The sequence below is a fragment of the Microbacterium arabinogalactanolyticum genome (assembly GCF_030268005.1).
Classification (GTDB): domain Bacteria; phylum Actinomycetota; class Actinomycetes; order Actinomycetales; family Microbacteriaceae; genus Microbacterium; species Microbacterium arabinogalactanolyticum.
This window is the reverse complement of record NZ_BRZC01000003.1, coordinates 273,246-299,674: the sequence shown is the minus strand read 5'-3', so window position 1 is coordinate 299,674 and position 26,429 is coordinate 273,246. Positions and strand designations below refer to the sequence as shown.

The following is a 26,429-nucleotide window of genomic DNA, read 5'->3' as shown; positions in this document are numbered from 1 at the left end:
AAAGGGAGCAGAACCTGAGTCACGCATAGGGTTTACCATTGGCCATGACCATCGCTCAGCTGAGAGCCTTCCTGCTCGCTCTGGAACTGGGTTCCTTCACCGCTGCCGCCTCCGAACTGGGCATGACGCAGGCCTCGGTGTCGGAGCTCATCGCACGCCTCGAACGCGAGCTGGGCGTGCCGCTTTTCACCCGCGGAGGGCGCCGGCTCGTGCCGACGGCGGCGGCGGTCGAGCTGCGCCCGCATGCCGAACAGGCCATCGGCGCGATCCGCAACGGGGTCGAGACGGTGCGCTCGCTCACCGCCCTGGAGGGCGGCACCTGCACCTTCGGGGTTCTGCGCAACGCTGCGTACTACGCGCTGGCCGATCTCGCCGAGACCTTCCACTACCGCCATCCGAACGTGCGCGTCCGGCTCACCGGCATCAACTCAGCCCTCGTGGCGCGCTCGATCGCCCGCGGCGAGGTCGAGGCGGGCCTGGTCGTGCTCCCCGTGGAGGAGAACGGGCTCAGCATCCGCCCACTGTTCCGTGACGAAGTGCTCTACGCGTCGGCGCAGCGTCCGGCGTCCGCCGGCGCCGTGACGATCGACGAGACGGCCGACGCGAAACTGGTGCTCTACGACGCCTTCGCCGGCTGGGATGACCCCACCCGGCGCCAGCTGCTGGAGCGCGCACGGCTGCGCGGCCTGCAGCTCGAACCGGCGATCGAGGTGGAGCACGTCGAGACGGCGCTGAGCCTGGTCGCATCCGGGGCGGCCGACACGATCGTGTCGCGCACGATCGCCGAGTCGGACGCCTTCCCCGAGGGCATCCGCACCTTCCCCTTCGCCGAACCGATGTACGACACGATCGCGCTCGTGCAGCGCGAAGGCGTGGTGCTGTCGCCGGCGACGCAGCGGCTCGCGGAGCTGGCGGAGCGGATGCTGCTGGAGAGCGTGTCCGAGCACGGCGGGCGGACTCCGCTGGTCTGAGTGCCGCGGATGCCGGACGGCTAGTACAGCTCCGGGCGCCGGTCCCGGAAGAGGTGGTTGTACGGAGGCAGGGACTTGTCGCGGAGGGACTCGAGGTCGAGCTCGGCCATCGCGAAGCGCTCGTCTTCGGCGGCCAGCCAGCCCAGCCCGTCGACCACGGCCGTGCCGCCGGTCCATTCGACGCCGCGCTCGGAACCGTGGTGGTCGGCGATGACGATCGGCATCCGCGACGAGCGCGCCGACCCCATCGCCTGGATCGTCTCCGGCGGATGCTCCCCCGCCGGACGCGGCACGGCCGGCCAGGCCACGGGCAGTGCGAGCACGTCGGCCCCGGCAAGGGCGATCCGGCGCGGCACCTCCGGGAACTCGTCGTCGTAGCAGACCGCCAGGCCGAGGCGCCCGAACGGCGCATCCACCACGGCACCCGCCTCATGACCCGGGGTGAACAGATTCACCTCAGCTCCCCAGAGGTGCGCCTTGCGGTAGTCATGCAGACGCCGATCGCGCGTCAGCGCTGCCGAGGTGTTGTACGGGCCGCCGTCGTCGTCCTCGGCGTAGCCGACGACGGCGACGGCGCTCTCGGACAGGGCATCCTGCAGCAGCCTCCAGCGCGGATCGTCCCGGCGCAGCGCAGCGGCCAGCACCTCGTCGCGATCGGTGAACATGCATCCGCTCGTCGCGAGTTCGGGCAGCACGATCAGACCGGCACCGCGCCGGACGGCATCCCGGATCACGTCGGCGAGCCGGGCCAGGTTCCCGTCGACGTCGCCGATGCGCACCTCGGGCGAGATCGCCGCCACCGTCAGCGTCGTCATGTCAGCATCCTCTCGTGATCGGGGCGCTTCCCGTCCCGCAGGCTGCGGGGGCGAGGGCTCGATCCCACCCGGTGCGGCGCGGGACCGACGCACAGCAGGTGGGAGCGGGACCGGGATCACCCGGCCCCGCTCACCGTCGTCCTGTCAGTCGTCCTCGGTGGCCGTGACCATCACGCCGAGGGGCGCGAGGTAGCCGTTGGGGTCGATGGTGGCGTCCGCCGCGGCGGCTGCCTCGACGACCTCGGGTGCCCACTCCGGGTACACGCGGTCGTCTCCTCCGTTGATCACGAGCACCTCGCCCGCGCCCGACTCGCCGTTCTCGACGCAGGTGAAGGATCGCCAGGCGCCGACGGGCACCGAGAACGAGTCGCCGGGACCGAAGCGCAGAGCCGTCGCCGGGTCGCCGTTGAGCACGACCTCCCATTGACCCGACTTGATCAGCAGGGCCTGGGTCTGCTGCTGGCGGTAGCGCAGCACGCCCTGGCCGGCCTCGGCGCGCACCCACGCGAGGTTGAACGAATGGGGCTCGTGGATCGACGGCACCTGCCGGCGGTTCTGCGTCATGCCGTAGCCGATCACCAGCGCGAGGTCGACCCTGCCGCCGTCCACCGCGGTGCACAGCAGCGCATGCGAGTCGTAGCGCCGGTCGCCCGGCTGCACGACGCGGGAGCGCATCTCCTCGACGGAGTACGAGGTGAGCTCGTCGATGTAGTGCTGCTTCATCGGCGTGATCAGCGGCACGTCCTCCGGCAGCACGTCACCGGCCACGGTGTCGATCAGCTGGTTGTCGGCGGTGAGGTGCAGGCCGTAGGACTCGGCCTCCCGCAGCACCGACGGCCCCCAGATGATGCCGCCGGTGTCGTCGCGCCCCAGCACGGTGTAGAGCACGCCGTCGTCCGGGCCCTCGTTCGTGAAACCGCGGAAGATCCAGGTCGGGATGGAGATGATGTCGCCGTCATGGCTGATGTACTCGCCCTGCTTGCCGTCGACGCCCCACCGCAGCCGGAACTCGCCGCCGAGGTTGACGAACACCTCGGCGGTGAAGTGCAGGTGCAGGTTGTTCGAGATGCCGTTCGGCATGCCGGCGGCGCCGGTGTTGAAGCCGTGCTTCTCGGTCAGGTTGATGTACTGGCTCGAGTTCTGCGAGACGCCCACACCGATGAAGGAGTAGTTCTCCTTCTTGTCGGAGCCGGGGGTGCGGCAGTCGATGAAGGCCGCGTTGCAGGCGACCCAGTCGGACTTGCGGATCGTCCGTCGACCGATCTCGGCCGCGTCGACGATGACGTCGTTCATTTCACTCTCTCCTTGTCGCCCGGGATGCGGGCTGTTCGTTGTCTCAGTAGATGTTCGAAGGGCCGACCGGCTCGTCGCCGCGCATGCCGGCGATCTGCGCGCGCAGGGCGATGTCATCCCACAGCCGCACCTCCTTGACCAGGGCTCCCTGGTGGAAGGTGAACTGCGAGATTCCGAGCACGTCGACGGGCTTGCCGGTGAGCGGGCCGTAGTTCGCACGGCCGTTGTAGTCGCCGGTGAACTTCCAGGTGACCGCCACGCGCAGGCCGGCGTAGCGCACGTCGTAGTTGGTCTGGATGTCGCGGATCTCGAACTGTCCGGCCGGGAACGACTCCAGGAAGCGCAGAAGGGCACGGCGGTACCCCTCAGGGCGGATGATCGTGCGGTCGCCGACGGTGAGGAGCACCAGATCGCGCTGGAAGTAGCGTTCGACCTTCTGCAGGTCGCGGTCGTTCCACACCGTGTTGATCATGTCGATGACCAGTTCGACCTCGCTGCGGTAGTCGTCCGGGCGGGCGCCGGAATCCCCGACGGCGATCGGGTCGGCGGGAGCCGCTTCCGTCCACGAGCCCAGGTATCCGCGGAACGCCTGCGCCCGGGCGAGCTCGTCCAGGTCGGCGCCGCTCCGCAGTGCGCCGGCGAGCGAGTCGCGCACGACCCATTCCTCGACCATGCGACCGCGGCGGTACAGGCAGTTCGCGATGGTGCGGCTGACGCCGATCTCGTTCAGATGTCCGGAGAGCACCAGGTGCGAGCTGAGGAACGCGTCATCACCGCGCGCCTCCCAGATGACGTCCTCGGCCTGACCGGTGCGGTCGGGGGTGTCCGAGATGCGCATCAGGGTGCCCTCGATGACCTCGGCGCGGCTCGTGGAGGTGCCGTAGGCGCCGTGCACGATCGAGTCCGGCTCGTAGTTCTCCCGGATGTAGCTGATGGACCGATCCACCCAGATGAGGTCGGTCACCTCGCGGATGAAGTCGTCGGGGTCCTTGTACGGCTGGTATGCGACCGGGTCGAGAGGCACGCTGTTGCTCCTTTGCTGCTGTCCTTGTCGGCGAACCTCGGAGAGATCGTCGATGTTGGCAGTGTATGCGTATGCACAAAGTGATGCAATAGCCGATCCGAGAACACGCGCTTGTCAGAGCGCGCGAACCTCGGCTCGCGGACGCCGCGCGTCAGCGCGGGCGAGGAGCGGCGACGGTGCTGCGCGGCACGAACGAGGAGGCGAAGGTGATCTCGCTCCGCTCGGCGTCCGGATGCTCGATGCGACGGACGATGAGATCCGCCGCCGCGCGCGCCATGCCGGTGATGTCGTACCCGATCGTGGTCAGGTCGACGATCGGCCAGGACGCCTCGGGCAGGTCGTCGAAGCCGATGATCGACACATCGCCCGGCACCGACAGCCCCGCCCGGCGCGCCGCGTTCAGCGCACCGTAGGCGACCACGTCATTGCCGCAGAACAGCACGGTGGGCGGCTCATCCCCCGCGAGCAGCTCCGCGGCGGCGGCCTCGCCCTCGATCGCCCCGTACGGCGCCCGCCGGACGCAGCTCTCGGCGAGCACCAGCCCCCGCGCGGTCAGCGCGGCCCGGAGAGCGGCTTCGCGCATCTGGGCGGTGCTGGTGTTGGCCGGGCCCAGCACCGCGCCGACCCGGGTGTGCCCCAGCTCGGCGATGCGGTCGACCGCGTCCTGGTAGCCGGCGGCCGGGTCGACCACCGCGGCATCCGCACCCACCAGCGACCCGATGCGGTTGAAGTACACGAAGGGCATGCCGCGGTCGCGGAGCCTCAGCGGCGCGATCGAGTCCACCGTCGCGGTCGCGAGCAGGACGCCGTCCAGCCCGTTGGCGGCCAGTCGTTCCGCGACGGTCTCGTTGTCCGCCGTCTCGGTGTGCAGCATGAGCTGGTATCCGAGCCGCTCGAGCTCACGGTGCACCGGCGCGATGATGTGCGAGTAGAACTGGTTGTCGAGATCCGTGACCAGCAGTCCGATGCGTCGCGTGCGCCCCGACGAGAGCGCTCTGCCCGCTTCGCTGGGCACGTAGCCCAGCAGCTGCGCAGCCTCGCGCACCCTCTTCTTCGTGTCCTCCGACACTCTCGCGTCGTCTCTGAGAGCGCGCGAGACCGTGGGCTGAGACACGCCGGCCAGGCGTGCGACATCGCGGCTCGTGACCACCATGCGGATCCCCCTCCTGTGGTTCCTCGGATTCTAGACCCTTGACCGCAAATGCATACGGGGTCATAATCTCAGCATACGTATGCACTGAGAGGAAGGCCCATGGCCCTGCATCTGAAGTCCGCCCCTACGAAGTCGTTCGCGGACACCGCCCAGCACGATGTCGCCGAAGCCGTCAGCGCTGTCATCGCCGACATCCGCGCGGAGGGCGACACCGCCGTCCGCCGCTACGCGGAGAAGTTCGACCGCTGGAGCCGCGACTCGTACCGCCTCGACGACGAGGAGATCGAGCGCATCATCGGCACCCTCGACCCCCAGGTCATCGCCGACATCGAGTTCGTCCAGGCGCAGGTCCGCCGCTTCGCGCAGGCTCAGCGCGACACCCTCATCGACATCGAGGTCGAAACGCTCCCCGGCGTGATGCTCGGGCAGAAGCACGTGCCCGTCCAGGCCGCCGGCGCGTACATCCCCGGAGGCAAGTACCCGCTGACGGCATCCGCGCACATGACGATCATCACGGCCAAGGTCGCCGGCGTCCCCCGCGTTGTGGCCTGCACGCCGCCGATCCGCGGCGAGATCCCCGCAGCCACCGTCGCCGCCATGAAGATGGCCGGCGCCGACGAGATCTACATCCTCGGCGGCATCCAGGCGGTCGCGGCCATGGCCGTCGGTACCGAGACGATCGCGCCGGTGAACATGATCGCGGGTCCGGGCAACCCGTACGTCGCGGAGGCGAAGCGTCAGCTGTTCGGCGAGGTGGGCATCGACCTGTTCGCGGGGCCCACCGAGATCCTGATCGTCGCCGACGAGACCGCCGACCCGTTCTTCACGGCTGTCGATCTGCTCTCGCAGGCCGAGCACGGACCGGAGTCCCCCGCCGTGCTGGTGACCACCTCGCGCGAGCTCGCCGACCGCGTGATGGAGCTGATCGACCGCATCCTGCCGGAGATGCCGACCAAGGACTACGCCGAAGCGGCGTGGCGCGACTGGGGTCAGGTTATCGTGGCCGACGACCTCGACGAGGCCTACCGCATCGCCGATTCGTTCGCCTCGGAGCACGTGCAGATCTTCACCGCCGAACCGCGCGAGGCGCTGACGAAGATGCACGACTACGGCGCGCTGTTCCTCGGCGAGAACACGTGCGTCTCCTACGGCGACAAGGTGATCGGCACCAACCATGTGCTGCCGACCCTCGGCGCCGCCCGGTACACCGGCGGCCTCTGGGTGGGCAAGTACCTGCGCACGGTCACGTATCAGGAGATCGTCGACACGGCGTCGTCCGCGCAGCTCGGCGACGTGCTCGGCCGCGCCGCACGGGTCGAGCTGTTCGAGGGACATGCCCGCTCCGGCGACGCCCGCGTGTGGCGACACGTGGGCAAGGACTTCGACTGGATCGACGCGGCCCTCGCGACGGCCGACACGGCTCAGGCGACGTCGTGACCTCGCTGCGCGGGCGCACCGCCCTCGTGACCGGCGGCGGCAGCGGCCTCGGCGCCGCGATCGCCACGGCGCTGCATGATGTCGGCGCCGAGGTGGTCGTGGTCGGCCGGAACGGGGCCAGGCTGGAACAGGTCGTCGACCGGCTCGGCGATCGCGCCCGCGCACTCACCTGCGACGTGGCGGATGCCGCATCCGTCGACGCCCTTCGGGAAGCCCTCGACGGGACCGAGATCTCGATCCTGGTCAACAACGCCGGCATCCCCGGGCCCGTCGCGGCGCTCACCGACATCGACCCCGGCGAGTGGGACGAGGTGTTCGACGTGAACGTGCGCGGCACGTTCCTGCTCTGCCGGGCGTTCCTGCCCGGCATGGTCGAGCGCGGCGAGGGGGACGTGATCAACGTGGCATCCGTCTCGGGCAAGCGCCCGCTCGCTCACCGCACCCCGTACTGCGCCTCGAAGATGGCCGTGATCGGGTTGACCTCGACGCTCGCGTTCGAGGTCGGGCCGTCGGGCGTGCGGGTCAACACCCTCTCTCCCGGGCCGGTCGCCGGTCCGAGGATGGAGCGCAACTTCCGTCTCGAGGCGGAGCGCTCCGGGGCGTCGATCGCGGATGCCGAGCAGGCTTTCGTGTCCCGGGCCGCCCTGGGCAGGATGGTCACGGAGACCGAGGTCGGCGCCGCCGTCGTCGCGATGCTGGGGATGCCCGGCATGTGCGGCGCAGACGTCGACCTGTCAGCGGGGATGGTGGCGTGATGGCGATCTCCCTGCGACAGCGCGCCCTGCGCGGCGATCGCCTGATCGGCGTGCTGCTGCGGATGCCGTCCGAGGAGCTCGTGGAGATGTCGGCGGTCGCCGGCATGGACTTCGTGCTCGTCGACTGCGAGCACGGTCCCGCCGATGTGATCGCGCTGCGCCACCACATCGCCCTCGCCTCGGTGCACGGCGTTCCCGTGATCGTGCGCGTCGGGGAGGACGACCCGGGGCAGATCCTGCGCGTGCTCGATCAGGGCGCGCAGGGGGTGCTGGTGCCGCACATCGACTCCCGTGAGCAGGCGGATGCCGTGGTCGCCTCCGCCCTCTACCCGCCGGACGGCACGCGCGGGTTCGCGACCTACAGCCGCGCCGGCCGTTTCGGGACCGTGCCGGCGGCCGAGCATCGCGCCTGGTTCCTGGAGAACACGCTCGTGCTCGGCATGATCGAGTCGCCCGCGGCGGTCGCCGCTGTGCGCGAGATCGCCGGCGCCCACCGCCTGGACGGCCTGATGATCGGCCCGTCCGATCTGGCCGCAGCATCCGGCCCCGCCGATCCCTCGCTGTCCGAAGCGGCCGCGGCGGTGGACGCGGCGCTGCGGGCGGAGGGCCGGCTGCGGATGGACATCGTCGGCGATGCCGCCGCCGCACAGGCCGCGTTCTCGGACGGCGCCCACCTGGTCGTCTACAACCTGGCACATTCGCTCATGAACCACCTCGAGCACCTGGTCGAGGGTCGGCCCTGGCCGCGGCGCACGCCCACCGGCCCGACTCCGACGCAGCCGGATCGGTCGCCGAAGGACTGAGAGCCCGTCGCCGGATGCCCCGTCAGATCCGGCTCTGCCGGCGCCAGTTGCGCACCAGCGAGCCGATCTCGGCGGGGCGTTCGAGCGCCAGCAGATGGCCGCCGTCGATGGAGACCGCGCGGGCATGCGGTGCCGCGCCCGCGATCTCGGCATGGAAGAGCGGCGGACAGATCGCATCCTGCTGACCGCTGACGACGAGCACCGGCGTCGGCAGTCCGCGCAGCCCGGGACGCAGATCCGAGCGCGTCGCCTGCATCCGCAGCTGCGCGCGCAGGACGCCCGCCCCGGTGTCGTCCCCCATGCGGAGCGTGCGCTCGACCAGCTCCGGCCGGGCCGCGGCATCCGGGGAGAGCAGGGCCGGCAGGATGCTGTGCTGCAGCGCGCGCGGGCTCTCTCCGGCGTCCAGTCGATCGAGCCAGTCCTGCCAGGCGCTGCGCTGCGCGTCGGTGGGAGCCTTCGCGTTGGTCGACATCACGCACAGGCCGGCCACCCGCCCGGGCGCCCGCTGGGCGAGCGCCATGCCGACGATCGCACCCAGCGAGAGCCCGACCAGCACGAACCTCGGTGGCAGGTCATCGAGCAGGCGGTCGACCTGGGCGTCGATGTCGGGCACGTCCAGAACGGGGGTGATCGGCTCGTCGAGATCCACGCCCGCCCACAGGTCGGCGGTGCAGTTCATTCCCGGGAGCAGCACCAGGGGGTGCACGGGGTCAGCCCTTCACGGCGCCGTCGCTGAGCCCCGCGACCAGGTACTTCTGCGCGATGAACGCGATCACGAACACCGGGATGGTGAGCAGCATCGACGCCGCCCCGGCCTGTTGCAGCATGGGCAGGGTCTGCCCCAGCTGCGTGGCGATGAACACGGGCACGGTCTTGGACGACGTGTCGGTGAGCACGAGCGCGGTGAGGTACTCCTGGAACGCGAACAGGAACACGAAGATGCCTGCGGTCAGGATTCCGGGGCCCATCAGGGGGATCATCACCCGCCGCAGCATCCCGATCCGGGTGCATCCGTCGATCATCGCCGCCTCGTCCAGCTCCCGCGGGATGTCGGCGAAGAAGTTGCGCAGCAGCCAGATGGTGAAGGGCTGGTTGATCGCCACCAGGGCGATCGCGAGCGCGAAGGTGGTGTCGTAGATGCCGAGGGCACGGCTGATGTCGTACATCGGAAGCACCACGGCGAAGCGCGGCAGAGCGCGGAAGATCAGGGCTAGGACGAGCAGCAGAGCGGACACGTAGCTCGGGTACCGCGACAGCGCGTACGCGGCCGGGATCCCGATCGCCAGCGCGATCACCGTGGACACCACTGCCACGACGATCGTGTTGACCAGGTAGTCGGCGAAGTACGTCGTCTCCCACAGGTCCACGAACGCCTTCAGCGTGGGCTCATAGCCCCACAGCACCGGCGGGTTCGCGAACGCCACGTCGGTCGGCTTGGTCACCGACAGGGTCATCCAGATGAACGGGCTGAGCACCACGACGCAGAGGATCGCGAGGAGGATGCCCGTGATGACCGGGCGCCGCGGGCGCGTGCCGGCACGGCCGCGCACGGCCGGACGGCCGGTGGTCACCGCGCGGGTGGAGAGGTCGAGATCGGGCAGCGTCATCGTTCCGCCTTCGCTTCCTTGAAGATGCCTCTGATGAAGGGGACGAGCATCACCAGGATCAGGATGATCGTGAGCACGTTGATCGCGCTGCCGAGGCCGAGCTTCTGCGCTCCGTCGGCGAAGGCCACGGAGTAGACGTACATCATGATCGACTCGTTGCCGATCGACGCGGCCTGCGGCGACAGGGGGATCAGGTTGTCGAACATGCGCAGGACGTCCATGATCGTGATCAGCGTCACGAAGCCGAGCACCCCGCGGATCGTCGGGATGATCACGCTCAGATGGGTCTGCCAGGCATTCGCGCCGTCGATGGTGGCGGCCTCCCTGAGTTCGGCGGGCACCCCCTGCAGACCGGCGAGGATGATCAGCATCGCGAAGGGCAGCATGTGCCACACCGTGTTGGCGATCACCAGCACGGCATTGGGCACCTGATCGGTGAACCACAGCACCTGCGTGCCGGAGAAGAACCCGATCAGCCGGTTCATCACCCCGCCGAAGTTGTCATCGAACAGCCAGGAGAACGCGACTGCGCCGACGAGGTTGGGGAGCACGTACGAGACGAGCATGATGCCCAGGACGAGCGGGCGGGAGGTGGAGAGCCGGTTGATGCCGGTGGCCACGATGTACCCGAGCACGAGCAGGATGATCGTGGTGATCACCGTGACGACGACGGTGAACAGCGCCGCGCGCCCGAATCGGGCATCCGTCAGCGCCGCGACGAAGTTCTGCAGGCCGACGAACGTCCCCGGGGTGCCGTAGTGCACCTCCTCCAGGCTCCACTGGATCGTGCGCAGCAGAGGCAGCACGAGCAGTCCGCCCATCACGACCAGGCTCGGGAAGAACAGGAGCCAGAACTCACGTGCCTTCATGTAACGCCCTCCTCACGATGCTGCGGCCCGAGCGCGGGCCCGGGCCGCAGCGATCATCATGTCTCGGCTGGTCAGCCGGCGGCCTGCTCGCCCGCGGCCTGCATCTTGGCGAGGCCCTCGTCCACCGAGATCTTGCCGTTGAGGACGTCGACCAGGGTGGGCCGGATCGCATTGGTCACGTCGGCGAGCACCGGCGAGACGATCGGCGGCATCGCGCTGGCCATCGAGTCGTTCGCGGCCTCGCCGTAGGGCGAGTTCTTCGCGGTGACCATGCCCTCTCGCGCCGGGTAGGCGGCGGGGACGGCGGCCTTGGACGCGTCCTCGCTGACGGCGGATGCCATCATCTGGAACAGCATGTCGTGATCGAGCTTCGTGTTGAAGGGGATCGACCATCCGTCGATGGAGAGACGGTTGTACGAGTACTCGGCGTCCGCGGTGAGCTTGGGGGCGCCTGCGAAGCCGAAGTCCGCCGAGAGCTTGGTGTTCTCGGGCTTGGTCAGGTCGATCATGCGACCCGAGAACATGATCGCCATGGCCGCCGTGCCGTTGAACAGCTGCTGCTGCACCTTCGGCTGATCGAAGGTGGTCACCTGCGGGTCCATGTAGGGCTTGAGCGCGAGCAGCGACTCCAGCGCCTGCTTGGCCTCGGGGGTGTTCAGCGTGACCTTTCCGTCGGCCGTGGCGAAGTCGGCTCCGAGCGAGTTCATGGCGGCGCCGTAGCTCGTCGCGACGTCGGCGGTCGCGAGCCAGGGGAGGGCGATGGGGTACTGCATCTTCCCCGCAGCCTTGATCTTCTCGGCCGCCGCGATCATGTCATCGAAGGTCTTCGGCGCCTCAAGCCCGAGCTCCTTGAAGATGTCGGTGCGGTAGGCCATCACGTACATCTGCGCCTGCATCGGGATCGCGTAGAGCTGGCCGTCGTACGACATGCCCGCTCGCATCGACTCGCTGATCTTGTCGAGGCCGTAGTCGGCCGCGTACTTGTCGTAGAGGTCGTTGAGGGGGACGAGCTTCTTGTCAGCCGCGAAGCCGGGGATCACGAAGCCGTAGGTCTCGAGGATGTCGTAGGTGCCGGTGTCGCCCGCGAGGGTCGCAGTGGTCTTGGTCACCTGACCGCCGAAATCGATCGGGTCGTGCTTGAGCGTCACCTTGTCCGTCGTGCAGCTCTTGATCATGGTGTCGGTGAAGGGGTCGATCGCCGAGGAGTTGTATGCGAGGACGTTGACCGTCGTCTTCTCAGCGGGAGCCTTGTACGAGCACGACACCTTCGTCGCGTTCTCGTTGTCGGTGCGCGATCCCGCACCGCACGCGGTGAGAGCGAGCACAGCGCCGATCGCCAGTGCGAGCGCCGGGAGAGCCCGGCTAGTCATCTTTGCCATGCCCTGATGGTATACGTATGCACCGAGGTTAGGAAAGCCTATTTTTCGGAACGCGTCAGATTCTGAATACGTATACGGTCAGCGTCGCCCGAACACCGCATGGAGCAGCGGAACGACCGAGACGCACATGAGCACGATCCCCAGCGGCGGCGCGGCCGCCAGCAGCAGGATGCCGCCGATCAGCAGCCCGCCGAACAGCACGGCCGACACTGCGCGGTGGGCCACCCGGATGATCCGGTCGAGGCGGTTCTCCAGGCTCGAGATGTCGAAGGTGAGGCTTCCGGCATCCAGCCTGTCGAGGGCCGAGTCCACCCGGGCCGGGAGTCGCCACAGGCTCCCGAGGTTGGACACGGTCTGCGCGCCGACGTCCTTGAGCAGCCCTCCGCTCTCGTCGCGCAGCAGGCGCGCGGCGTACGGCTCGACCGGCTCCCAGATGTTGAAGGCGGGGTCGAGGGCGCTGCACAGCCCGGAGGTCAGTGAGACGGCGCGGATCAGCAGCAGCATCCGCTCCGGGAACTGCACCGGCAGCGACCGCATGGTCTCGCCGAACTCCACGCCGAAGTCGGTCAGCTCACGCGGATCGACATCGCGCAGCTCGTTGAAGCCCATGCCGCCGAAGCGCGCGAACAGCACGGTGAGGGCGCGCTCCAGCTCGGCCGTGCGCGCGGAGGGGAGCAGCACGCCGATCTGCTGCGCGGCCGTGACCAGCCCGTGGCTGTCGCGCCCGGCGACCGCGATCACCAGCGTGCGCAGGCCGGCGCGGATGCTCTCGGGCACTTCCGCCATCATCCCGAAGTCGATGAAGGTGAGGCGCCAGGGGCGCCCGCCCGCGTCGCCCTCCACCGGGGTCACGAACACGTTGCCCGGGTGCGGGTCGGCGTGCACGAAGGAGTGCGTGAACACCTGGTCGAGCATCACGTCGCCGAACACCTGCGCGACCTCGGCCGGGTCGATGCCTACCGCGCGCAGTGCGTCGGTGTCGTTGATCTTGATGGCCGTGACGTCCTCGAGCGTGAGCACCTTGCGGGTGGTGCGCTCCCAGACCACCGCCGGCGAGGCGACCCGCGGATCGTCGGCGAAGTTCTCCGCGAAGCGCTCGGCGTTCGCGGCCTCGTGCAGGTAGTCGATCTCCTCGCGGCAGGTCTGCGCGAACTCCTCGACGAGCGCGGGGGCGTCCACGCGGTCACGCACCATGCGCACGCGCTGCGCCCAGCGCGCGACGCGACGCAGCGCCGAGAGGTCGACCGCGACGATCTCGTCGATCCCGGGCCGCTGCACCTTGACGACGACGCGGTCGAGTCCGGTGTCGGCCGCGTCTGTCGCGGCGAGGGTGGCGCGATGCGCCTGTCCGAGGGATGCCGCGGCCAGCGGCGTCTCGTCGAAGGACGCGAAGGCGCGCTCCAGCGGCATCCCGAGTTCGGATTCGGCGGATGCCCGGATCTCGGCGAACGCGACCGCAGGCACTTCGTCCTGCAGGTCGGCGAGCTCGGCGGTCATCTCCGGTGGCAGCACGTCGAGGCGCGAGGAGAGGAACTGCCCGACCTTGATCATCAGGCCGCCGAGGTCGACGGCGAGATCGCGGAAGCGGCGTGCCAGGCGCAGCATCCGCTCGTTTCGTCCGCGGTCGGCGAGACGGATCAGGCCGATGCGCGGAAGGACGAGCTCGAACCACCACACCTGCACGAACACGCGCGCGGCGAACGCCAGGATGCGACGGTAGCGGGCGCGATGCATGGTGCCGTCGGGACCCGGCAGAGCATCAGCCATGCGAGCCCCTTCTGTCGGCGTCACCCCTCGGCGAGGATGGCGTACAGCCTACGCCGGGCGTCTTCGAGCACGGCGACGCCGTCGGCCACCTGATCGGGCGTGCCGGTGCGGGCGAGCTGAGCGGTGGCACTGGCGAGCTCCATGCCCGCCTTCGGCAGGGCTGCGATGTGTCCGCCGGGCCGTCCGCCGACCGACTCCCAGGGTGCAGGCTTGTCGGCCGCCTCCTCGGATGCCGCGACACCGGCGTCCGTGAGCGAGTAGGTCTTGCGTCCGCCCTGCTCCTCCGCGCTGATCAGGCCCTCGTCGGCGAGCTGCTGCAGCGTGGGGTAGACGGATCCGGCGCTGGGCTTCCAGGCGCCGCCGGAGCGCTCGGCGATCTCGGTGATGATCTGGTAGCCGTGCATGGGCCGCTCGGCGAGCAGGCTGATGACGGCCGCGCGCACGTCGCCGCGCGCCATGCGGGAGCCGCCGGTGCGCTGCTCGAACTGCGAGCGCAACTGGTCCATCGCCTCCCAGACGCCGGCGAGCGGGTTGCCAGACCGGTTGCTCGCGCCGAATCCGAAACCACCGGAGGGGAATGATCCGTTCATGATGCCTCCTCAGACTGAACGATGGTTAACGATATGTCGCTAGATGTCGTTCGGCAAGGGCCCTCGGGACATTCTCAGCGCGCGGTCTGCGCGAGCTCCGCCGCCGCGGCATGCAGCGCCTCGACGACGCTCGGCACCACGGCATCCGTGATCCGCGCCGCCGGCCCGGACACCGAGATCGCGGCGGGCTGCCCCAGCCCGGGCACCGCGACGGCGATGCAGCGCACGCCGACCTCCTGCTCGCTGTCGTCGGCCGCGAAGCCGCGGGCGCGCGAGCGGCGCAGGTCGGCGATGAACGCCTCCGCATCCACGAGCGTCTGGGGCGTGAACCGCGGCAGCCCGGTGCGCTCGATCAGCGCGCGCACCTGCGGCTCGGGCATGGTCGAGAGCATCGCCTTGCCGACGCCCGTCGAGTGCGGCAGCACCCGACGTCCCACCTCGGTGAACATCCGCATCCGCTGGCGCGACGGCACCTGCCCCGCGTACAGCACCAGGTCGCCGTCCAGCACGGCGAGGTTCGCGGTCTCGTGGAACGCCTCCTCCAGCCCCGCCAGCAGCGGCATCGCGGCATCCGCCACCTGCGGCACCGCCTGCCGCCCCAGCCCGATCAACCCGGCACCCAGGGCGTAGCGCCGATCCTCCAGCTGACGCACGTACCCCAGCTGGTGCAGCGTGCCGAGCAGGCGGTGCGCCGTCGGCACAGCGAGCCCGGTCGCGGATGCCAGGGATGCCAGCGCCGACTCGCCGCCGACCGCGGCGAGCGCTTCGAGCAGCGCGAAGGCGCGCGCGACGGACTGGACGGAACCGGAGGAGGCAGCAGGCATGGCTTTCACCATACGGAATCGGCGCTCCGAAACTCAACGAGATCTCTACCGTGGACAAAGAGCCCCCAGACCGAAGGAGCGGCACCGTGCCCGACACCACCCTCACCGCCGAGACCACCTACCTCGACCGCGCCGACCTGCGGGTCGCGCGCGAGATCGTCGACTTCGCCGAGACCTCGCTGGCGGATGCCGGACTCGACGCCGACGCGTTCTGGACCGGCGTCTCGGGCATCGTGCACGACCTCGGGCCGCGCAACGCCGCCCTCCTCGAGAAGCGCGCGACGCTGCAGGCCCGCATCGACGAGTACCACCGCGAGAACCCCGGTCGCCCCCAACCGGAGGCGTACCGGGCATTCCTCACGGAGATCGGCTACCTGGCACCCGAGCCCGCACCGTTCGCGATCACCACCGAGAACGTCGACCCCGAGATCGCCACGATGGCCGGCCCGCAGCTGGTGGTGCCGCTGCTGAACGCCCGTTTCGCGCTGAACGCCGCGAACGCCCGCTGGGGTTCGCTGTACGACGCGCTGTACGGCACGGATGCCATCGACCAGACCGGAGAGCTCGCCCCCGGCCGGGACTACAACCCGGCCCGCGGCTCAGAGGTCATCGCCCACGGCCGGACGCTGCTCGACCTGGCCGCCCCCCTCTCGGAGGCTCGCACACCGACACCACCGCCTATCGCGTGGACGCCGAGGGCCTCGTGGTGGAGTCGGCCACGGGCATCCGTCGCCTCGCCGACCCCGAGGCGTTCGTCGGCCACACCGGCGACGCCGAGGCGCCGACCGCGATCCTGCTGCAGCACCACGGGCTGCACCTCGAGATCGTCATCGACCCCGAGGGCGTGATCGGGCGCACGGATGCCGCCGGCGTGCAGGACATCGTGCTGGAGTCGGCGATCACCACGATCGTCGACCTGGAGGACTCCGTCGCCGCAGTGGACGCCGAGGACAAGGCGCTCGGCTACGCGAACTGGCGCGGGCTGATGGACGGCACCCTCAGCGAGGAGGTCAGCAAGGGCGGGCGCACGTTCACCCGCCGCCTGGCCGCCGACCGCACCTACACGGGTCGCGACGGCGCCGAGCTCACGCTCCCGGGACGCTCGGTGCTGTTCATCCGCAACGTCGGTCACCTGATGCGCACGGATGCCGTGCTCGACCGCGACGGCGAGGAGGTGTACGAGGGCATCCTGGATGCGATCATGACCGCGCTCGGCGCCCTGCCCGAGCTGACCGGACCGAACCGGGGCGCGAACAGCCGCGCCGGTTCCATGTACATCGTCAAGCCGAAGATGCACGGGCCGGAGGAGACCGCGTTCGCCGTCGAGCTGTTCGGACGGGTCGAGCAGCTGTTCGGGCTGCCGGAGCGCACGCTCAAGGTCGGGATCATGGACGAGGAGCGCCGCACCTCGGCGAACCTCGCGGCGTCGATCGCTGCCGCATCCGATCGCGTCGTGTTCATCAACACCGGGTTCCTCGATCGCACGGGCGACGAGATCCACACCTCCCTGCACGCCGGCCCCTTCCTGCCGAAGGGCGGCATCAAGAGCCAGCCGTTCATGCAGACCTACGAGGACCGTAACGTGCGCATCGGCCTGGCCGCCGGGCTCGACGGACGCACCCAGATCGGCAAGGGCATGTGGGCCATGCCCGACCTGATGCACGACATGCTCGAGCAGAAGATCGGGCACGTGCGCTCCGGGGCATCCACCGCCTGGGTGCCGTCCCCGACGGCCGCGACCCTGCATGCCCTGCACTACCACCAGGTCGACCCGTTCGCCGTGCGCCCGACGCTGCCTGCCTACGACCCCGCGTCGCTGGACGTGCTGCTGCAGCCGCCGCTGGCGTCCGACGGCGACCTCACGCCCGAGGTCGTCGCGACCGAGCTCGACAACAACGTGCAGTCGATCCTCGGCTACGTGGTGCGCTGGATCGATCAGGGCGTCGGATGCTCGAAGGTGCCCGACATCCACGGCATCGCGCTCATGGAGGATCGCGCCACTCTGCGCATCTCGAGCCAGCTGCTGGCGAACTGGCTGCAGCACGGCGTGATCACTGTCGACCAGGTGGATGCTGCGCTGCAGCGCCTCGCATCCGTGGTGGACGAGCAGAACGCCGGGGATGCCGCGTACGAGCCGCTCGCGTTCGGATCGGATGCCGAGCCGGGCATCGCGTACACCGCGGCGCGGCGCCTGATCCTGGAGGGTGCGACGCAGCCCAGCGGCTACACCGAGCCGCTGCTGCACGCTCTGCGGCGGGCGAAGAAGGCCCAGCAGGCCTGATCCGGCGCGTCGTCCGTTACAGATGTCGACTCAAAGTACGGATGTCGGCCCGGATGCCACCCCTGAGCCGACATCCGTGATCTCGACCGACATCTGTACCCGGACGGATGTCGAGCACGGCCTCAGGCGCGGTCGTGCAGGGTGATCCGGTATCCATCCGGGTCGGCGAGGGTGAAGGTGCGCCCGAAGGGCCCATCGATCGGAGCGGCGACGATCGAGTGACCGTCGGCGACCAGCGCGTCGTGGATCGCCTGCACGTCGGTGGCGTGCAGCCAGACCGCCGCGCCGATTCCCGGGTAAGGAGCGGATGCCAGATCCGTGCCCGGCACGATGTCGCGCAGCGCGAATGCGATCGGGGTCGTCTCGAAGACGACGGCGTGGGGTGGTCCAGCCGGCGAGCGGACCATTCCGAGGTAACGCTCGTAGAACGCCTGCGACGCCGCGAGGTCGCGAACCTGCAGAGAGATGAAGTCGGGTCCGGTGACGGACATGCTGTGCTCCTCAGTTTTGTGTCAGTTATCTGACATGCCCCAATGTATGTCAGAATACTGACATGAGTCAAGCCGCAGACCGGATCGACTTGGAGACGTCCATCGGTTACGCGCTCAAAGAGGCTGCCAGCGCGCTGCGACTGGCGATGGAGACCGTGCTGCGACCGCTCGGGCTGACCATCACCGAATATTCCTGTCTGGAGCTTCTCGCCCAGCATCCCGGGTTGTCGAACTCCGACCTCGCCCGCGGCGCCTTCGTCACGCGGCAGTCGATGAGCGTGCTGCTGCAGGGTCTCGAGCGGGACGGGCTCGTGAGCAGACCCGCCGAGGCGCCGGTCGGGAAGGTGCTGCCGACGCGGCTCACGCCCCAGGGCCGCACGTCGCTCGACGCCGCGAGCGCCGCCGTGCGGGCAGTGGAACTTCGAATGCTGAGCGGAATGACGGCAGACGAGCAGGCGGTCGCGCTCGCCGGCCTGCAGAGCATGATCCGCTCGCTGCGCACCGACGAGTAGGGGCTCACCGCCCGGCGAGCAGCTCCTTCAGCTTCTCGACCTCGTCCGCGGGCATCCCGTACCCGTGCTCCGGGGCCGGATATGCACCCGACCGCACCTCGCGGGCGTACTCCGCGACTCCAGCAAGAGAGGCGGCGCGCACGTCGGCGTACCGCTTGACGAACTTCGCCGCCGGCCCGTCATAGATACCGAGGAGGTCGTGCCACACGAGCACCTGGCCGTCGGCATCCGCTCCGGCACCGATCCCGATCACGGGGATACGGAGGCGCTCGACGAGCAGCGCCGTCACCTCCGAGGGCACCGCCTCGACGACGATCAGCGCGCAGCCGGCCTCCTGCAGGGCGAGGGCGTCGTCGATCACGGCGAGCGCGGCCTCCGCCGTGCGGCCCTGCGCGCGGTAGCCGCCGAGCGCGGTGACGCTCTGCGGCGTGAGGCCGACGTGCCCGACCACGGGGATTCCGGCGGCGGCGATCGCACGCGCCCGCTCGACCGTGGTACCGCCGCGCTCGATCTTGACGAGATCGCAGCCGGCCTCCTTCACGAAGCGCTGGGCGGTCTGCACGGCGAGGGAATCGGATGCCTCGTACGACCCGAACGGCAGGTCGCCGACGAGCAGTGCGCGGGACAGCCCGCGCCGCACGGCCTTCGTGAGCATGAGCATCTCGTCGATCGTGACCGGCACGGTGGAGGGGTATCCGAGTACGGTCATCGCCGCGGAGTCGCCGACCAGCACCATGTCGACGCCGGCCTGCTCGGCGATCTGGGCGCTGGGGTGGTCGTAGGCGGTGACCATGACGATCGGCTCGCGGGCATCCTTCTTCGTCGCCAGGTCGCCGAGGGTCAGGGGGCGCGCGGCGCCCTGCGCGCTCATGACAGGGCCTCGGTGAGCAGCTGATCCACGGCGTCGTCGACCTTGATGATCCGGTTGGAGCGGTCGACGTGCACGACGGTCGGCTCGTAGGTCTGCAGGTCCTTCGCGGAGTAGTCGCCGTAGGAGATGACGATGATCGTGTCGCCGGAGTGCACCAGGCGGGCGGCGGCGCCGTTCACCTGGATCACCCCGGTACCGCGCTCGCCCTCGATCGTGTAGGTCTCGAAGCGCGAGCCGTTGTTCACGTCAACGATCGTCACCTGCTCGTGCTCGAGGATGTCGGACGCGTCGAGCAGGTCGGCGTCGATCGTGATGGAGCCGACGTAGTTCAGGTCGCTGCCGGTGATGGTGGCGCGGTGGATCTTCGACTTCAGCATGGTGCGTCGCATCATTCGCCGCCTCTCTGATGGGCTTCGGGGCGGATGCCGGTGGCGGCCGGCTCCGCGATCAGGATGTGGTTGTCGATCAGGCGTGCGGCGCCCACGCGGGCTGCAACCGCGAGCAGGGCGTCGCGGTCGACGTGGGTGAGCGGGCTGAGGTCGTCGTTCGAGCGCAGCTCGAGGTGGTCGGGTCGGATGCCGGCATCCGCGAGGACCCGTTCCGCCGCGGCCACGATCCTCGCGGCATCCCGCTCGCCACTCGCGTGGAGCTGCGCCGCGGCGTCGAGGGCGTGGTTCAGCGCGGTGGCCTGCTGGCGGGCATCCGCATCGAGGTAGACGTTGCGCGAGCTCATGGCGAGTCCATCGGGCTCGCGGACGATCGGGCACGCCTCGATACGCACATCGAGGTCGAGATCGCGGACGACGCGTCGGATCACGAGAACCTGCTGGGCGTCCTTCTGGCCGAAGAAGGCGACGTCGGGGCGGACGATGCCGAACAGCTTGGTGACGACGGTGGCGACGCCGTCGAAGTGGAAGGCGCCGCGGGAGGCGCCGTCGAGCACCTCGGTGACCTCCGCGACGTGGATGTTCGTGGCGAAGCCGTCGGGGTAGATCTCGGCCGGCTCGGGGGCGAAGAGGATGTCGACGCCCTGCTGCTCGGCGAGCGCGGCGTCGCGGGCCTCGTCCCGCGGGTAGGCGGCGAGGTCCTCGGTGGGGCCGAACTGGGTGGGGTTGACGAACAGCGAGACGACGACGAGGTCGGTCGCCGCGCGCGCGGCGCGCATGAGGGAGAGATGCCCGTCGTGGAAGGCGCCCATCGTGGGGACGAGGCCGACGGTGCGGCCTGCGGCGCGCGCATCGCGGACGGCGGAGCGGACCTCGGGGATGGTGCGGAGGATCTTCATGCGGAGCCCTTCGGGGTCGCGATGGTGCGGGCGCTGTCGCAGAGCTGGTCGAACAGGGCGAGAAGCGCGGGGGCCTGCTCGGAGATCGCCTCGCGCTGGCGGGCGACGGTCTCCTCGTCGCCGCGTGCGATCGGACCCGTGAGGGCTGCGCTCGCCCCGTGGGTCCGCCAGTTCTCGACGGTGCGGGTGACGAGCGGTGCGAGCAGCTCGCGGGCCTGGTCGGAGCGGATGCCGGCGGCCCGGGCGACCTGTTCGGCGGCATCGAGCACGGTGAGCACGAGGTTCGAGGCGATCGACGCGGCCGCGTGGTAGCCGGCGCGGTGCGCGTCGTCGACGTGGAACGGGCGGGCGCCGAGGGCTCGCGCGAGCTGCTCGGCTGCGTGTGCGGCGTGCGGCGTGCGTCCCGCGATGGCGGCGCCGATCCCGAGGAACACCTCAGGAGTCTCGGCGCCGGTGAACGTCTGCAGCGGATGCATGCTGAAGTCGACGTCGTCGAGGGGCGTGGCGCCGGAGACGTGTCCGAGCAAGGTCGCGTGCGGCCGGGCGTTCCTCGCGGCGGTCGCGATCTCGGCATCCGGGACGCAGAGCAGGGCGATGTCGGATGCCGGGACGCTGTCGTCCCGGCCGAGCGGACCCGCCACGGTGAATCCGGCCCGCTTCAGCGCGTTCGCGAGCACGCCGCCGAGACGGCCCGCGCCGATGACGGCGACGGTCGTTCGGGAGATATCGGAGGCGTCCGGAGAGGTGCTCATGACGGGATGAGTATCCGCCTGGCATCGATGTCAGGCAAAATCTGGGATCAATCCGCCACGTTGACTTGCAGTGCTGATTGTTCTTCTGATTCAGAACCACTAATACTGCTTGTCATCTTGATCTCACCGAGATCGCGGCGCAGGCATCCGCCCGTCGCTCACCGCACCAGCGAACGCAGCCTCCGCACCGCGACCGAGAGCGTCGCCAGCCCGGAACCGTCCTGCGCCGTCGCCGCGGCGATGGCCTCGTCGACGGTGCGCCGCGTCGACGCACCGCCCTGCTCCAGCCACGCCTCGATCCGAGCCTCCGGTGCGTCCGCCTCGGTCTGAGCCGCGACCGTCGCGGTCAGCTCGATCATGACGGCGTACAGGTCGTCGCGCATGCTCGCCCGCGCCATCGACCCCCAGCGGTCGGTCTGCGGCAGCGCGGTGATCTTGGTCAGCGTCTGCTCGAACGCCAGCCGCGCGGACAGCGCGAAGTAGAGTCCCGCGACGTCTTCGAGCGTCCAGCCGCGCGTGCGCGCGCACTCCGCGATGTCGAGCAGCGAGAGCACGTCGAGCAGCCCGGCACCGCGCCTGGCCAGCTCGGCAGGGACGCCCGCAGCCTGCAGCTCACTCGTGCGCGACTCGAAGCGCTCCAGATCGACGCCCTGCAGCCACGTGTCGACGTTCGATGACAGGTGCGCGACGGGTTCCCGGAACAGCTCGATCTCAGCGCCGATGTCGACACCGTCGGGCCGATGCTGCACGAACCAGCGGGTGGCGCGGTCGAGGAGGCGGCGGAAGGTGAGGTACAGATCGGTCTGCACGTCGGTCGAGACGACGTTGTCGGTGGCCTCGACCGCGACGACGAAGCCGCGCAGGTCGAAGATCTCGCGCACCGCGACGTACGCGCGGGCGATGTCCTCGCTGGTCGCACCGGTCTCGTCCGCCGCCCGGTAGGCGAAGGTGATGCCTCCACGGTTCACCATCGAGTTCACCACGGTGTTGACGATGATCTCGGTGCGCAGCGGATGCGCATCCAGATCACCGGCGTACGCCTCGCGGATCGGTGCGGGGAAGTACTCGGCGAGCGTGCGCTCGAACCACGGATCGTCGGCCAGGCCGGTGGCGGCGAGGTCGGCCTTGAGCGCCAGCTTCGCATAGGCGACGAGCACCGCGAACTCGGGGCGGGTGAGGCCCTGCTGGTCGGCGATCAGTTCGGCCACCTTCGCCCGGCTGGGCAGGAACTCCAGCTCGCGGTCGAGCTCGTCGCGCTCCTCGAGCCATTCCATCAACCGCTCGTGCACGGGCAGCATGACACCGGCGTTGGCGCGGGAGTTGCCGAGCAGCACGTTCTGCTCGTAGTTGTCGCGCAGCACCTGCACCGCGACCTCGTCGGTCATCGACTGCAGCAGCTCGTTGCGCGCCGGGCGATCGAGCCGCCCCTCGCGCTCGAGGATGCCGAGCAGGATCTTGATGTTCACCTCGCGGTCGGAGGTGCCGACGCCGGCGGAGTTGTCGATCGCGTCGGTGTTGATCCGGATGCCCGCGGATGCCGCTTCGATGCGGCCGCGCTGCGTGACCCCGAGGTTGCCGCCCTCGCCGACCACCCGCAGGCGCAGCTCGCGGCCGTCGACGCGGACGGCGTCGTTGCCGCGGTCGCCGACCTCGGCGTCGCTCTCGTCGCTCGCCTTGATGTAGGTGCCGATGGCGCCGTTCCAGAGCAGGTCGACCGGCGCGAGCAGCACGGCCTTCTTCAGCTCCATCGGGGTCATCTTCGTGACCGCCGGGTCGAGCCGGAGCGCCTCGGCCATCTCGGGTGTGACGGCGATCGACTTCATCGACAGCGGGTACACGCCACCCCCGGCGGAGATCACGCTGCGGTCGAAGTCGTCCCACGACGAACCGGGGAGGTTGAACAGGCGCTCGCGCTCGGCGAACGTCGACTCGGCGTCCGGGTTCGGATCGATGAACACGTGGCGGTGGTCGAAGGCCGCCACCAGCCGGATGTGGCGCGAGCGCAGCATCCCGTTGCCGAAGACGTCGCCCGACATGTCTCCGATGCCGACGACGGTGAAATCCTCGGTCTGCGTGTCCAGTCCGAGCTCGCGGAAGTGCCGCTTGACCGACTCCCAGGCGCCACGGGCGGTGATGCCCATGGCCTTGTGGTCATAGCCCGCCGAGCCGCCCGATGCGAAGGCATCCGCAAGCCAGAATCCGTACTCCTCGGAGATGCCGTTGGCGATGTCCGAGAACGACGCGGTGCCCTTGTCGGCCGCGACGACCAGGTAGGGGTCGTCGCCGTCGTGCCGCACGACATCGGCGGGGGGCACGACGTCGGAGCCGACCCGGTTGTCGGTGAGGTCGAGCAGGCCGCGGATGAACGTGCGGTAGGCGGACTTGCCGGCCTCGAGCCACGCGGCGCGGTCGCCGGGGGCGGGCAGGCGCTTGGCGAAGAAGCCGCCCTTGGAACCGGTCGGGACGATGACGGCGTTCTTCACCATCTGCGCCTTGACCAGGCCGAGCACCTCGGTGCGGAAGTCCTCGCGCCGGTCGCTCCAGCGCAGCCCGCCGCGCGCGACCTTTCCGAACCGCAGGTGCACACCCTCGACTTCGGGCGAGTACACCCAGATCTCGGCCATCGGCAGCGGCTTGGGCAGCCCGGGGACCCGGGCGCAGTCGAGCTTCATCGACACCCACGGCTTGGGCGTGCCGTCGGCCGCGGGCTGGTAGAAGTTGGTGCGCCAGGTCGCCGCGATGACACCGTCGAACGAGCGCAGGATGCGGTCGTCGTCGAGGCTCGCGACCTGATCGAGCCCCTCGAGCAGCTCGGCCTCGGCGGATTCGATCTGCGCGTCGCGGTCGCCCTCGACGGACGGGTCGAAGCGCAGCTCGAACAGGCGCACCAGGGTGGCGGCCAGTCCCGGGTTCGAGACGAGGGCGTTCTCGGTGTACTCCACGGAGAACGCCGACCCTGCCTGGCGCAGGTACATCGCGATCGCCCGCAGGATGACGATGCGCCGCCAGTCGAGGCCGCCGTGCAGCACGAGGGTGTTGAGCCGATCGCTCTCGGCGGCGCCCGTCCAGGTGGCGCTGAACGCGTCTTCGAACGTCGCGCCCCAGGTCGGGTCGATCCACCGGTCCACGCCCTCAGCGGTGAGGCCGAAGTCCGAGACGTGCCACCTCGTGCCGTCGGGGAGGGAGATCGTGTACGGGCGCTCGTCGACGACGTCGACGCCCAGATCGGTGAGCACCGGGAGCACGCGGGTGAGCGGGTACTCCTCCCGGGATGCGAGGGTGAGGACGCGCTTGCCGGGGACGTCCTTCTCGGGCACGTTGAGCCGCACCGCGAACTCCCGCTCGCGCAGCTGCTCGAGCAGGGCGACGTCTCCGACCGCCTCGTCGGGGGTGACCGTCTCCTTGTACACCGCGGGGAAGGCCTGACCGTAGTCGGCGAGCAGGCGGGCGGCCTCGTCGTCGCCGTGGGCGTGGTGCAGGGCGTCGACGAGACCCTCGTCCCATCCGCGCACGGCATCCGCCAGCCTGAGCTGCAGGTCGCCCTCGGCGACGTCGGGCAGGGAGGTGCCGCGCGGCATGCGCACGACGAAGTGCAGCTGGGCGAGCGGCGAGTCGGCCACGCGGGTGGCGTGGTCGACCTGCTCGGCGCCGAACACCTCCCGCAGCACGGCTTCGATGCGCAACCGCACGGGTGTGTTGTAGCGGTCCTTGGGCAGATAGACGAGCACCGAAACGAAGCGGCCGAACTCGTCGCGCCGCAGGAAGGTGCGGGCGCGGCGACGCTCGTTCAGGCGGGTGACCTCGGTGACCACCTTGAGCAGGTGCTCGACGGAGTCCTGGAACAGCTCGTCGCGGGGGTACTGCTCGAGGATTCCCAGCAGGTCCTTGCCGGAGTGCGACATGGGAGCGAATCCCGAGGCGTCGAGCACGGCGCGCACCTTGTCGGCGGCGATCGGCAGGGTCATGACGGATGCCGCGTACGCACCCGACGTGAACAGGCCCAGGAACCGGCGCTCGCCGATGACCTCGCCCGCCTCGTCGAACATGCGTGCGCCGATGTAGTCGAGGTAGACGTCGCGATGCACCGTGGCGCGCGAGTTCGCCTTCGTGATCGTGAGCAGGCGCGGCTCGCGGGCGGTGCGCTGCGCCTCAGGACGCAGGTGGGCGACAGCCGTGGTGGGCTTACGCAGGATGCCGAGCCCGGAGTGCGGGATCGGCACCAGCACGTCCTCGCCGCTGTCGTCGGTCTCCAGGGAGTACTCGCGGTAGCCGAGGAAGGTGAAGTTGTCGTCGGCGAGCCAGCTGAAGAAGTCGACGGCAGGGCCGACGGCGGCGGGATCGGCCGTGGCCGGCGGCGCGGTGCGCAGGTCGGTGACCAGGTCGAGGCAGGCGCGGCGCATCGCGCTCCAGTCGTCGACCGAGGCGTGCACGTCGGCGAGCACCGACAGCAGTCGCTCTGCGAGGGCGTCGCGGCCCTCTTCGGTGGGGACCCGATCGACCTCGAGGTGGATCCACGATTCGAGCGCGCCGCCCCGGGCATCCGTCTCGAGCAGCCTGCCGTCGTCGTCGCGGTGCACTTCGACCAGCGGATGCAGCAGCAGATGCACCGCGAGCCCCTGGGCGGCGAGCGCGGAGGTGACCGAGTCGACGAGGAACGGGGCGTCGTCGGTGCAGATGTCGACGATGGTGCGGCGCGACGTCCAGCCGTGCTCGCTGAGCGTCGGGGTGAAGACCGACACGTTCGTCTCGCCGCGGCCGCGGCGGGCGGCCAGAGCGCGCATCGCGACTGCGGCACCCACGACATCGCGGGCTTCGCGCTCGGCCAGATCGATCGCGTCGAGCCGGGCGATCAGGCGCTCCACGCCGGATCTGACGTCGGGGTCGAGTGCCGCGATGGCGTCTCGGAGTTCGGCGGATTCGACTGCGTTCGCCATGCTGCGCGTTCCCCTT

At 69.8% G+C, this 26,429-nt stretch carries 23 protein-coding genes and 1 pseudogene; 7 read left to right on the top strand and 17 right to left on the bottom strand.

Annotated elements, in window-relative coordinates:
• Positions 1-44 precede the first annotated feature (44 nt).
• A complete protein-coding gene (locus MIAR_RS03800; protein WP_285631536.1) occupies positions 45-971 on the top strand; it encodes a LysR family transcriptional regulator in 927 nt (308 codons plus the stop codon).
• 20 nt (positions 972-991) lie between these two features.
• Here MIAR_RS03800 and MIAR_RS03795 read toward each other — a convergent pair whose 3' ends face one another.
• From MIAR_RS03795 to MIAR_RS03780, 4 genes are all read right to left on the bottom strand, one after another.
• A complete protein-coding gene (locus MIAR_RS03795; RefSeq protein WP_285631533.1) occupies positions 992-1,786 on the bottom strand; it encodes a nitrilase-related carbon-nitrogen hydrolase in 795 nt (264 codons plus the stop codon).
• A gap of 144 nt (positions 1,787-1,930) precedes the next feature.
• The gene (locus MIAR_RS03790) at positions 1,931-3,079 is read right to left on the bottom strand and encodes a cupin domain-containing protein (RefSeq protein WP_285631530.1); all 1,149 of its coding nucleotides are present in this window, start codon (positions 3,077-3,079) and stop codon (positions 1,931-1,933) included.
• 43 nt (positions 3,080-3,122) lie between these two features.
• Positions 3,123-4,103 (bottom strand): nuclear transport factor 2 family protein, encoded by a 981-nt coding sequence (locus MIAR_RS03785; RefSeq protein WP_285631527.1) that lies wholly within the window; start codon positions 4,101-4,103, stop codon positions 3,123-3,125.
• A gap of 151 nt (positions 4,104-4,254) precedes the next feature.
• The gene (locus MIAR_RS03780) at positions 4,255-5,256 is read right to left on the bottom strand and encodes a LacI family DNA-binding transcriptional regulator (protein WP_285631524.1); all 1,002 of its coding nucleotides are present in this window, start codon (positions 5,254-5,256) and stop codon (positions 4,255-4,257) included.
• A 99-nt stretch (positions 5,257-5,355) separates the two neighbouring features.
• Here MIAR_RS03780 and hisD point away from each other — a divergent pair, with 99 nt between their 5' ends.
• The 3 genes from hisD to MIAR_RS03765 are packed head-to-tail and all read left to right on the top strand — an operon-like array spanning position 5,356 to position 8,251.
• Complete coding sequence (gene hisD, locus MIAR_RS03775; protein ID WP_285631521.1) at positions 5,356-6,693, top strand: histidinol dehydrogenase; 1,338 nt, start codon at positions 5,356-5,358, stop codon at positions 6,691-6,693.
• Positions 6,690-7,448 (top strand): SDR family NAD(P)-dependent oxidoreductase, encoded by a 759-nt coding sequence (locus MIAR_RS03770; protein WP_285631518.1) that lies wholly within the window; start codon positions 6,690-6,692, stop codon positions 7,446-7,448. The genes hisD and MIAR_RS03770 overlap by 4 nt, the downstream gene beginning before the upstream one ends.
• A complete protein-coding gene (locus MIAR_RS03765) occupies positions 7,448-8,251 on the top strand; it encodes an HpcH/HpaI aldolase family protein (protein WP_285631888.1) in 804 nt (267 codons plus the stop codon). The genes MIAR_RS03770 and MIAR_RS03765 overlap by 1 nt, the downstream gene beginning before the upstream one ends.
• A 22-nt stretch (positions 8,252-8,273) precedes the next feature.
• Here the strand turns inward: MIAR_RS03765 and MIAR_RS03760 are convergent, their stop codons facing one another.
• The 7 genes from MIAR_RS03760 to MIAR_RS03730 form a co-directional block, all read right to left on the bottom strand.
• Positions 8,274-8,957 carry an alpha/beta fold hydrolase gene (locus MIAR_RS03760; RefSeq protein WP_285631515.1) on the bottom strand — a complete coding sequence of 228 codons (684 nt, stop codon included), beginning with the start codon at positions 8,955-8,957 and terminating at the stop codon, positions 8,274-8,276.
• Positions 8,958-8,961: 4 nt separating this feature from the next.
• Entirely contained in the window at positions 8,962-9,858 is an 897-nt protein-coding gene (locus MIAR_RS03755) for a carbohydrate ABC transporter permease (RefSeq protein WP_285631512.1), read from the bottom strand.
• Positions 9,855-10,727, bottom strand: coding sequence for a carbohydrate ABC transporter permease (locus tag MIAR_RS03750; protein ID WP_285631509.1), 873 nt, complete (start codon positions 10,725-10,727; stop codon positions 9,855-9,857). The genes MIAR_RS03755 and MIAR_RS03750 overlap by 4 nt, the downstream gene beginning before the upstream one ends.
• A 71-nt stretch (positions 10,728-10,798) precedes the next feature.
• Positions 10,799-12,106: an ABC transporter substrate-binding protein gene (locus MIAR_RS03745; RefSeq protein WP_285631506.1), complete on the bottom strand. Its 1,308-nt coding sequence runs from the start codon at positions 12,104-12,106 to the stop codon at positions 10,799-10,801.
• Positions 12,107-12,184: 78 nt separating this feature from the next.
• The gene (locus MIAR_RS03740; protein ID WP_285631504.1) at positions 12,185-13,873 is read right to left on the bottom strand and encodes an ABC1 kinase family protein; all 1,689 of its coding nucleotides are present in this window, start codon (positions 13,871-13,873) and stop codon (positions 12,185-12,187) included.
• A gap of 20 nt (positions 13,874-13,893) precedes the next feature.
• Positions 13,894-14,463 (bottom strand): PadR family transcriptional regulator, encoded by a 570-nt coding sequence (locus tag MIAR_RS03735; RefSeq protein WP_285631501.1) that lies wholly within the window; start codon positions 14,461-14,463, stop codon positions 13,894-13,896.
• Between the two features lie 74 nt (positions 14,464-14,537).
• Complete coding sequence (locus MIAR_RS03730; RefSeq protein WP_285631498.1) at positions 14,538-15,287, bottom strand: IclR family transcriptional regulator; 750 nt, start codon at positions 15,285-15,287, stop codon at positions 14,538-14,540.
• On the opposite strand from MIAR_RS03730, the pseudogene MIAR_RS17515 reads away from it, so the two are divergent.
• Positions 15,182-15,553 (top strand): annotated as a pseudogene (locus MIAR_RS17515) (hypothetical protein); the annotation flags it as partial. The gene MIAR_RS03730 and the pseudogene MIAR_RS17515 overlap by 106 nt on opposite strands.
• 419 nt (positions 15,554-15,972) lie before the next feature.
• A complete protein-coding gene (locus tag MIAR_RS03720) occupies positions 15,973-17,568 on the top strand; it encodes a malate synthase G (protein ID WP_425561624.1) in 1,596 nt (531 codons plus the stop codon).
• A gap of 122 nt (positions 17,569-17,690) precedes the next feature.
• Here the strand turns inward: MIAR_RS03720 and MIAR_RS03715 are convergent, their stop codons facing one another.
• A complete protein-coding gene (locus tag MIAR_RS03715; RefSeq protein ID WP_285631493.1) occupies positions 17,691-18,059 on the bottom strand; it encodes a VOC family protein in 369 nt (122 codons plus the stop codon).
• Between the two features lie 62 nt (positions 18,060-18,121).
• Here MIAR_RS03715 and MIAR_RS03710 point away from each other — a divergent pair, with 62 nt between their 5' ends.
• Positions 18,122-18,571 carry a MarR family winged helix-turn-helix transcriptional regulator gene (locus tag MIAR_RS03710; RefSeq protein ID WP_285631490.1) on the top strand — a complete coding sequence of 150 codons (450 nt, stop codon included), beginning with the start codon at positions 18,122-18,124 and terminating at the stop codon, positions 18,569-18,571.
• 4 nt (positions 18,572-18,575) lie between these two features.
• On the opposite strand, the gene panB is transcribed toward MIAR_RS03710, so the two are convergent.
• The 5 genes from panB to MIAR_RS03685 form a co-directional block, all read right to left on the bottom strand.
• Complete coding sequence (gene panB / locus MIAR_RS03705; protein ID WP_285631487.1) at positions 18,576-19,442, bottom strand: 3-methyl-2-oxobutanoate hydroxymethyltransferase; 867 nt, start codon at positions 19,440-19,442, stop codon at positions 18,576-18,578.
• On the bottom strand, positions 19,439-19,831 hold the full coding sequence (gene panD, locus MIAR_RS03700; RefSeq protein WP_344289805.1) for an aspartate 1-decarboxylase: 393 nt from the start codon (positions 19,829-19,831) through the stop codon (positions 19,439-19,441). The genes panB and panD overlap by 4 nt, the downstream gene beginning before the upstream one ends.
• The gene (panC, locus tag MIAR_RS03695) at positions 19,831-20,727 is read right to left on the bottom strand and encodes a pantoate--beta-alanine ligase (protein WP_285631480.1); all 897 of its coding nucleotides are present in this window, start codon (positions 20,725-20,727) and stop codon (positions 19,831-19,833) included. The genes panD and panC overlap by 1 nt, the downstream gene beginning before the upstream one ends.
• Positions 20,724-21,479 (bottom strand): Rossmann-like and DUF2520 domain-containing protein, encoded by a 756-nt coding sequence (locus tag MIAR_RS03690; protein WP_285631477.1) that lies wholly within the window; start codon positions 21,477-21,479, stop codon positions 20,724-20,726. The genes panC and MIAR_RS03690 overlap by 4 nt, the downstream gene beginning before the upstream one ends.
• Positions 21,480-21,637: 158 nt before the next feature.
• Entirely contained in the window at positions 21,638-26,413 is a 4,776-nt protein-coding gene (locus MIAR_RS03685; protein ID WP_285631474.1) for an NAD-glutamate dehydrogenase, read from the bottom strand.
• Positions 26,414-26,429: the final 16 nt, after the last annotated feature.

Bases quoted from the DNA above. Each gene is read 5' to 3' on its own strand.
- MIAR_RS03800 (WP_285631536.1), top strand. From the start codon at position 45: ATGACCATCGCTCAGCTGAGAGCCTTCCTGCTCGCTCTGGAACTGGGT.
- MIAR_RS03795 (WP_285631533.1), bottom strand. From the start codon at position 1,786: ATGACGACGCTGACGGTGGCGGCGATCTCGCCCGAGGTGCGCATCGGC.
- MIAR_RS03790 (WP_285631530.1), bottom strand. From the start codon at position 3,079: ATGAACGACGTCATCGTCGACGCGGCCGAGATCGGTCGACGGACGATC.
- MIAR_RS03780 (WP_285631524.1), bottom strand. From the start codon at position 5,256: ATGGTGGTCACGAGCCGCGATGTCGCACGCCTGGCCGGCGTGTCTCAG.
- hisD (WP_285631521.1), top strand. From the start codon at position 5,356: ATGGCCCTGCATCTGAAGTCCGCCCCTACGAAGTCGTTCGCGGACACC.
- MIAR_RS03765 (WP_285631888.1), top strand. From the start codon at position 7,448: ATGGCGATCTCCCTGCGACAGCGCGCCCTGCGCGGCGATCGCCTGATC.
- MIAR_RS03755 (WP_285631512.1), bottom strand. From the start codon at position 9,858: ATGACGCTGCCCGATCTCGACCTCTCCACCCGCGCGGTGACCACCGGC.
- MIAR_RS03750 (WP_285631509.1), bottom strand. From the start codon at position 10,727: ATGAAGGCACGTGAGTTCTGGCTCCTGTTCTTCCCGAGCCTGGTCGTG.
- MIAR_RS03745 (WP_285631506.1), bottom strand. From the start codon at position 12,106: ATGGCAAAGATGACTAGCCGGGCTCTCCCGGCGCTCGCACTGGCGATC.
- MIAR_RS03740 (WP_285631504.1), bottom strand. From the start codon at position 13,873: ATGGCTGATGCTCTGCCGGGTCCCGACGGCACCATGCATCGCGCCCGC.
- MIAR_RS03735 (WP_285631501.1), bottom strand. From the start codon at position 14,463: ATGAACGGATCATTCCCCTCCGGTGGTTTCGGATTCGGCGCGAGCAAC.
- MIAR_RS03730 (WP_285631498.1), bottom strand. From the start codon at position 15,287: ATGCCTGCTGCCTCCTCCGGTTCCGTCCAGTCCGTCGCGCGCGCCTTC.
- MIAR_RS03715 (WP_285631493.1), bottom strand. From the start codon at position 18,059: ATGTCCGTCACCGGACCCGACTTCATCTCTCTGCAGGTTCGCGACCTC.
- MIAR_RS03710 (WP_285631490.1), top strand. From the start codon at position 18,122: ATGAGTCAAGCCGCAGACCGGATCGACTTGGAGACGTCCATCGGTTAC.
- panB (WP_285631487.1), bottom strand. From the start codon at position 19,442: ATGAGCGCGCAGGGCGCCGCGCGCCCCCTGACCCTCGGCGACCTGGCG.
- panD (WP_344289805.1), bottom strand. From the start codon at position 19,831: ATGCGACGCACCATGCTGAAGTCGAAGATCCACCGCGCCACCATCACC.
- panC (WP_285631480.1), bottom strand. From the start codon at position 20,727: ATGAAGATCCTCCGCACCATCCCCGAGGTCCGCTCCGCCGTCCGCGAT.
- MIAR_RS03690 (WP_285631477.1), bottom strand. From the start codon at position 21,479: ATGAGCACCTCTCCGGACGCCTCCGATATCTCCCGAACGACCGTCGCC.
- MIAR_RS03685 (WP_285631474.1), bottom strand. From the start codon at position 26,413: ATGGCGAACGCAGTCGAATCCGCCGAACTCCGAGACGCCATCGCGGCA.